The organism is Gemmatimonadales bacterium, from assembly GCA_030697825.1.
Taxonomy (GTDB): Bacteria; Gemmatimonadota; Gemmatimonadetes; order Gemmatimonadales; family JACORV01; genus JACORV01.
Map to the genome: position 1 here is coordinate 1 of JAUYOW010000206.1, position 5,276 is coordinate 5,276.

Consider the following 5,276-nt stretch of genomic DNA (forward strand, 5'->3'; position numbering starts at 1 on the left):
CGGGTTGTACTGGACAGCGCGGATGCCGGCGTGACTGAAGGCCAGCTTGAGGTAGCGGTTGCCGGCCTTGGAGCCCGAGCGATGGCGGGTGCGGCCGGCCGAGTTGTCCGCGCCGGGCACCAGGCGGCAGTAGGAGAAGAACTGCCGGGCCGAGGGGAAGCGAGTGATGCCGTCGATCTCGGTGTAGAGGGTGAACGCGTTCACCTTGCCGAGGCCTGGGATCCACAGCAGCCGCTGGACGTCGGCGTTGGGGATCAGGTAGGGGTAGAGGGCGCGCTCGAGCGTGGTGATCTGCTCGGTGAGCAGCTTGATCTGGGCTTCATGACAGGCGGCCTGCAGTTGGTAGAGCTCATCCAGCTCGGCCACGGTCTGGACGTTGAACTTCTCCAGCAGGCGGTCGATGCTGTTCTGGGCGCTGACACGTTTCTCGACCAGGCGCAGCCGGCTGCGCATGAGGTCGCGAGGGCCGCGCTGCCCGGGGCGAATCATGTGGGCGACGGGGATGAGGTCGGCCCGCAGCAGCAGGGCCAGGACGTCGGAGTCGACCTGGTCGGTCTTGACCTTGGCGGCCGAGATGGCCTTGAGGCGGGTGGCGTGGGCGAGCACCAGCTCGACGCCCAATGCCGCGAGGACATCGGCGAGCCAGTACCAGCTGCCAGTGGATTCCACGACCGCCTTGTGGGGACCGGGAAACTCCGCGAAGTAGAGCTGAAGCGCGAGCGGGGTGCTCGGCACCCGGGCCTGTTTGACGCGCGGGCCCTCGGGTCCATAGGTTGTGATCACGCAGTACTGCTTGTGCTGGTCGATGCCGGAGTACCACATGGGAGTGCCCTCCTGGGGTGACGGTTCACGATCCTGGCCGATCGATGAGACGATACTCCTCGAGGGCACTTCTTGGAAATATCAAGTGCATGAAGCTGCCGAGCCGGCTGGCCGCGCTGGCGGCACCGTCTGCCACGAAGTATCGTTGGATCAGCGCGGCCAAGGCGCCGGCTCGCAGCTTATGCACTAGTCGTTAGGCTGCGCCCATAGATCACGCGCTCCAGAGACATCGTGCCAAAGGAATCCCTCGCGACCGACATCACAGTCCGCGATGCCAAGGCGGAAGATCGGCCGTTCGTGGTCACCATCGCCCAGCGACTGGTCGCGTTCGGGCCCCCGTCATGGCGGACCCCGCAAGAAATTGTGGCGCGCGAAGTCCGCACTCTCGAGGAGTTTTTCGATCACCAGAAGACCGGAACGGCGTTGCTCATTGCCACGCTGTCGACCGAGCAGCTGCTCGGCTACGTCTATCTGGAAACCGTGGAGGACTACTTCACCGCCGAGCGGCACGGGCACGTGAGTATCATAGCCGTTAGCGAGGACGGCGAAGGCAAGGGTGTGGGAGGCGCTCTAATGCGTGCGGCGGAAGTCTGGGCGCGGTCGAGCGGCTTTCACCGACTCACACTGAACGTTTTCGAGGCCAACAGTCGGGCACGGGCCGTCTATGCGCATCTGGGTTATCGAGTCGAGACCCTGCGCTACGTTAAAGTCTTGGATGAAACGGTGAACGGTCCAAGTGATAGGTAACACTTTGTGCTCAGCTGATGGGTAACACTTTCTCCTTGTGGTTGCCGCCTTCCCGGCGTGCGGGGTGGCCGACCTGTTCGTGGAAGCGGCCGAGCCAGACGTGGCCAGGGCGCCGGGAGGATATCCGGTTCTGATCAGGCGCCGCACAGCGCAGAAGAGGGACTCGAAGGGTGACTAGGGCGACCCTCCTAGGCCTCGCGGTCCCTCCCGACAACACCCAGCATCACGGTCGCCAGCAGCGTCGTCGCGGCGCTCGCCACCAGCGCCGGGTGCGCGCCGCGCGACTGATACAGCCAGCCGAACAACACCGCGCCCGGCAATGCCACCGCGCTCAGGCTCCCGTGATACCAGCCGAAGCCGCGGCCGTGGCGGCCGGCGGGAGCGAGCCCCGCGATCAGCTTCCGCTCCGGGCTCTCGGTGAGGCCCGACACCACGCCGAACGAGAGGAAGACAGCCCACGCCTGGGGCGTGGTATGCGCGGCGCCGAACGCCCAGGCGAGCGCGGCGTAGCACATCCAGCCGAGCGCCAGGGTGCGGCGGGGCCCCCACCGGTCGGCCAGTACGCCGCCGGGGTAGGACGACGCCGACCGAACGACGTGCAACGCGGCCCAAAGGATCGGGATCATCTTGATGGGGACGCCAAGGTCCTGCGCCCGGAGGATGAGCAGCGTCTCGGGCGCGCGAAGGAAGGCGGCGAGGGCGAGAACGAGGAGTAACAGGGGGAGCGGGGAGCGGGGAGCGGTTCCTTCGGCGCGCGCCGATGCCATCGCGACGCCACCCAAGGTACCGCTCCCCGCTCCCCGCTCCCCCCCGGCCTCTCTCACCGCCACCCACGCCAGCGCCACCGCCACCGCACCCGGCACCACCGCGATCCAGAACACGCTCCTGACCGTGAATCCCGCGGCGATCAGCGCGGCCGCGAGAAGAGGGCCCACGATGGCCCCCACGTGGTCCGCCGCGCGATGCACGCCGAACGCCCGGCCGCGGATCTCCGGCGCCGCCACGCCGGCGATCATCGTGTCGCGCGGCGCGGTACGCACGCCCTTGCCGAGCCGGTCAACCGCGCGCAGCCCGATGACGTGCCACGCCGCTCCGGCAGCGGCCATGAACGGGCGGACCGCTGCGGCGATCGCGTAGCCCGCCACGACCAGCGGTCCGCGCAGACGCGGCCGGTCCGCGAGATAGCCGGAGAGGAGCTTGAACGCGGCGGAAACGGCGTCCGCGAGACCATCGAGCACACCGAGCGCGAGCGCACCCCCGCCCAACGTCCCCACGAACGCCGGCAGGAGCGGGTAGATCATCTCGGAGGAGAGATCGTTGGCGAGCGACGTCGCGCCGAAGAAGTAGACGGCGCGCGGCAGGCGGGGTTCGCGCTGCTCCATCACCTCATCACCCATCACTCATCACTCATCGCCCGTCACCAAGCCCCATCCCCCACCGGATCAGCGAGACCGGCAACCCACCGTATCCGAGCAACTCGTCGTGGAACCGCCGGAGCGAGAACGACGCGCCCGCGCGCCTCCGGTAGTCATCGCGCAGGCGCACCAGCTCCCGCCGCCCCACCGCGTAGCAGAGCGGATAGCCCGGGGTGCCGCAGTAGCGCGCCACCTCCGCCTGCGCACTCGCCCGGCCGATGCCGACAGCGTCCATCATGAATCTCACCGCCTCCTCGCTCGTCATGCCGAGGGTGTGGAGGCGCACGTCGAGCACGACGCGCACCGCCCGCCAGAGCAGGTGCAGCCGCTGGAAGAAGGTTTCCTCCGGACGGGTGAGAAAACCTTCTTCGGCCATCAAGTCCTCGCAGTAGAGCGCCCATCCTTCCACCGTGAGCGGCGACGACACGACGCGCCGCACCGGGGACGGCTGAGCCTGCGCCACCAGGAACTGGAGGTGATGGCCGGGGAAGCCCTCGTGGAGCGCCGTGCACGCGATCTCGTGCACGCAGTGGTCGCGCAGCAGGTCCTCGGGCGGCACCGAGACCCAGAAGAACCCGGTGCGCTCCGCCGAGAACGCGCCCGGCGGGTCGTAGGCGGCGAACGGGATCAGCGGCTGCATGAACGATGGCGTAGCCAACACCTCGAGCGGCCCGCTGGGCACCGCGACCAGTCCGCGTTCCTCCACGAACTTCCGGGCGCGCTCCATCTCCGCGGCGTACGACGCTACCAGCGTGTCGACGTTCGGGTGCTGCTCGCGCAGCCGTTCGGCGAGGGCGCGCCACGGCACGCCGGGTGCCAGCGTCTCCGCCCGGCGCGCCAGGTCCGCCTCCAGCTCCGTCACCAGCGCCTCGCCGTAGCGGAGCAACGCGGTGGAGCTCTCGCGGAGCGCGTGCTCGTAGTGGAGCCGGAAATCGAAGGCGTCCCGTCCGATGGCGAAGTCGCCGTCGGAGCGGTCGCTCAACTCGCCCGCCAGGAACTCGACGAAGTCGTCGAGGGCCTCGCGCGCGGGGCGGAGGGCGTCGAGCACCTCGCGCGCGCTCTCGGGCGGGAGGCGGCTCGCGAACTCGGGGATCGCCTCATTGAGGAGCGTCGCGCCGCCGCGCGCGACGGAGAGCGACGTCTCGGTGAAGATCTTCGCGGGCCGGCCGAGGGTCGCACGGGCGTCGGCGAGGAACCGCGGCGCCTCGCGGAGCCGGCCCGCGAGGGCTCGCCCGCGATCCCCCAGCGGTTGGTCTCCGCGCATCATCAGCACGAAGAGGCCACCCAGCAGGTACGAGAGATGGAATTCGGGGTTCAGCTCCTGCGGTCTTTCCCTCTCGAAGCGGGCGATGCTGACCCGGAGGTCGCTGAGGACCGCGGTCTGGTCGATCCGGTCCCCGAGCGACTCCACCTCACACCCCTCGAAGGCGAGCGCCATGGCCCTGAGCGCGGCGACCGAAGCCTTGACCTCCGCCTTGGTGAAGTTGCCGAGGCGCGCGTCGTGCGCCCCGACGCCGGCGTAGGTCGCGGCGACGGGGTCCAGCTGCCAACGAAGATCGAGGTAGGAGGCTACCAGCTCGCGATGGTCTGGCTGACGCACCTACGCCCCCACGCCCGCGATCAGCGTGTGACATTCCTGGTCGGTTAGGACGCGGTCGGTGGACTTGGCAGCGTCGAAGAGCACCTTCGCGTAGCGCTCGTTCGCCGCGTCGTAGCCATTCGCCGTGAGCCAGAACTTCACGTTGGACAGCCCCGACACCGGCGAGATCTCGATCCGCTGCTTCATGCCCAGCTCGCCGGCGGGAACGCTCGAGTACACTCGGTCAGCGAGCCAGTCGTCACCCTTGGCCCGCGCCTTGACGATCGCGGCGGCGTGCACGCCCGTGCCGGTGCGGAACGCGTCGGCGCCCATCACCGGGTAGTCCACGCCTATCGGCCGGCCCACCGATTCCGACGCCAGGCGGCAGTATTCGGGCAGCTTCGTGAGGTCCCCGTGGTACGCGCCCAGGAGGTGGAGGTTGACGATCAGCAGATCCATCTCCGCGTTGCCCACCCGCTCTCCCACTCCCAGGGCGGTCGCGTGGACGCGGTCGGCTCCGGCTTCGATGGCCGCCAGGCAGTTGATGACACCCATGCCGCGGTCCCGGTGCCCGTGCCAGTCGAGCTTCACGTCTTCGCCGGAAGGTTGGATGATCTCGTCCTTCACGAAACGCACCAGGTGGCGCACGCCGTCGGGGATCGCGTGACCCACGGTGTCCGCCAGGCAGAGGCGACGCGCGCCCCAGGAGATCG

General features: G+C 68.9%; 5 protein-coding genes. 1 reads left to right on the forward strand and 4 read right to left on the reverse strand.

The annotated features are described in order from the left end of the window. On the reverse strand, positions 1-822 hold an 822-nt coding region (locus Q8Q85_10925), incomplete at its 3' end, for an IS110 family transposase (GenBank protein MDP3774765.1). A 231-nt stretch (positions 823-1,053) separates the two neighbouring features. Between Q8Q85_10925 and Q8Q85_10930 the strand changes: the two genes are divergently transcribed. After that, a complete protein-coding gene (locus Q8Q85_10930; protein MDP3774766.1) occupies positions 1,054-1,569 on the forward strand; it encodes a GNAT family N-acetyltransferase in 516 nt (171 codons plus the stop codon). Positions 1,570-1,757: 188 nt separating this feature from the next. On the opposite strand, the gene Q8Q85_10935 is transcribed toward Q8Q85_10930, so the two are convergent. From Q8Q85_10935 to Q8Q85_10945, 3 genes are all read right to left on the reverse strand, one after another. Beyond that, entirely contained in the window at positions 1,758-2,966 is a 1,209-nt protein-coding gene (locus tag Q8Q85_10935; GenBank protein ID MDP3774767.1) for an MFS transporter, read from the reverse strand. Positions 2,967-2,976: 10 nt separating this feature from the next. Continuing rightward, positions 2,977-4,584: a DUF885 domain-containing protein gene (locus Q8Q85_10940; GenBank protein MDP3774768.1), complete on the reverse strand. Its 1,608-nt coding sequence runs from the start codon at positions 4,582-4,584 to the stop codon at positions 2,977-2,979. Further along, the coding region (locus Q8Q85_10945; GenBank protein ID MDP3774769.1) for a hypothetical protein at positions 4,585-5,276 on the reverse strand (692 nt) is incomplete at its 5' end.

What these genes read in the sequence shown, in the direction of transcription:
- Q8Q85_10935 (MDP3774767.1), bottom strand. Translation starts at nt 2,966, where the DNA reads ATGGGTGATGAGGTGATGGAGCAGCGCGAACCCCGCCTGCCGCGCGCC.